The organism is Janthinobacterium sp. UMAB-60 (assembly GCF_900095235.1).
Classification (GTDB): Bacteria; Pseudomonadota; Gammaproteobacteria; order Burkholderiales; family Burkholderiaceae_D; genus Janthinobacterium.
This window is the reverse complement of sequence record NZ_LT607520.1, coordinates 1-1,771: the sequence shown is the minus strand read 5'-3', so window position 1 is coordinate 1,771 and position 1,771 is coordinate 1. Positions and strand designations below refer to the sequence as shown.

Annotated in this window: 2 protein-coding genes; both read right to left on the bottom strand. The window is 57.5% G+C overall.

All coding sequences use genetic code 11. From position 1 onward, the window contains the following. Positions 1 to 5: 5 nt before the first annotated feature. Positions 6 to 602, bottom strand: a complete 597-nt coding sequence (locus K0F86_RS27125; protein ID WP_219137214.1) for a hypothetical protein — start codon at positions 600 to 602, stop codon at positions 6 to 8. Then, the coding region (locus K0F86_RS27120; RefSeq protein ID WP_219137213.1) for a phospholipase effector Tle1 domain-containing protein at positions 599 to 1,771 on the bottom strand (1,173 nt) is incomplete at its 5' end. The genes K0F86_RS27120 and K0F86_RS27125, both read right to left, overlap by 4 nt.

Below are 1,771 nucleotides of genomic sequence, written 5' to 3'. Positions count from 1 at the left end.
TTTGGTCATGGCGCAAGCTCGTCGCCGCCTTCGCGCAGCATCTTGCAACAGCCCTGTAGCAACCTCCAGCGAAACTTGATTCCCGTCTCGTACCAGATGAAATACACCCAGAGATCTTTGTCCGGCAGCGCGTTGGGCGCTCTTTGCCTGTTTGACGCCAGCACTTCGTCGATGACGTCTTGCGGCACGCGCGATCGGACGGCGACGCGGGCCGTCTGGATGGGCAAGGCGCGCGACATGGCGTGCACGCCGTCACTCCATGCCTGCAGTGCTACCGGCTCGGCAGGCATGGAGGGATAGGGATAGGGCCATACCTTCCATTCGAACTCCACCCATTGCGGCAGTTCGCGGCCATCCGGCGCGGCGCCCATGGTGGCCCCGCCGTCTTTCATGGGGTTCTTGGCCGGTCCCAGGGAGCCAGGGGTCGGAAAAAATATGCTGTTCGCGGTTCGCGCGCGCAGCACGTCGACCTCTTTTCCTTGGATGCCGTTACTGAAGGTCACGATCATGCCGGGGCCGTCCTGTGAGCGTGTTACAGAGCAGGCTGTGCAGAGGACGACGGTCGCCAGGAAGCAAATTGCCTGGAGCAGATATGTTTTCATGATGGTGCCTTGCAGGAGGTGTTGCTGGTAGGGGCGGTGGTCATGCTTAAGCCATAACCGGCCAGCCAGAGCTTGTACTTGTTCATGTCCACCAGCCCGATATCGGGATTGGCGATCGTGCCGCACTTGTAAGCATCGGGGAATAAGTTGATAACTCCAGTGGTGTCGGAGGTCCGCTTGCCATCAAAGACCGCGTTAGTCTGCAGAACTTCCTGGCCATTTTCGTAAGTAACGTATCGTGTGAAAGTGGCATCGCCGTCAGAGAACCTGTTGCCGCTGCGGTCATGCAAGATGGGGTTGGTGACCGTATTCCATCCCTGGCTTTTTAGAGTGTCATTGTCAATCTCGATTCCTTGTCCCTTGGCCTGTTCTACCATCCACATCAGCGCCACATCGGACAGGTCACCCGTGCCGAAGCCGCCGCCGATGTCGGAATGGCTGCCGATGAATGCCTTTTCGAGGCGGTTCGCCGAGCTGGTCTGGCCGGGTCTGTCCATGATGGAGCGCAGATCGAAGTCATCCCCGCCGCCCCTGTGTTCGTTCAGCGCGACAGCATGCACCGCGTATTTGACGGCGGCCGGTACTGAAAAGAAGTATTGTTTTTCGTCCTGATGCAATATGCCGAGATGCGGCACGGTATCCCACAGGCCTTCGAAGCGCAGGTTCAGGCAGCGGCTCTTGCCATCGATGACATAGGCGCCGTTATTTTTCTTGAGGTTGTCGGCAACGACATTGAGAAAGAAGCGTGCCTCGGCTGCACCACGGCTGAAACCCACCACATCAATATTAAGAATGTTGGTATCGCTATCGGTTCCTATGAAATTGTTGAGAAATTTCAATCCCAGGCTCACGCGCTGGTCGAAGCCTTCGCCCGTAATGGCGCTGCCGGCGTAGGGCATATCCTGGTTGGTGGTGCCGATGCCGGTGATATAGAATTTCTTTCCATTTTGAATCTCGTCGTAGACCTCGTAGAACTTCAGCACATTGGATATTGAACTGTCCGGCTTCGGATGTTCGCTATTGCCCGTGCCATCAAACGCAAACAGGATCAGCCCGTTCGGATCGACATACTTGAGCGGATTGCCCGCGAGATAGGCATAGCTGTTGGCGCCGGCGCGCAGGCCCAGCGGGTCGGGCGTCAGGTAACGGCCCTGGGCCGGGTCGTAATA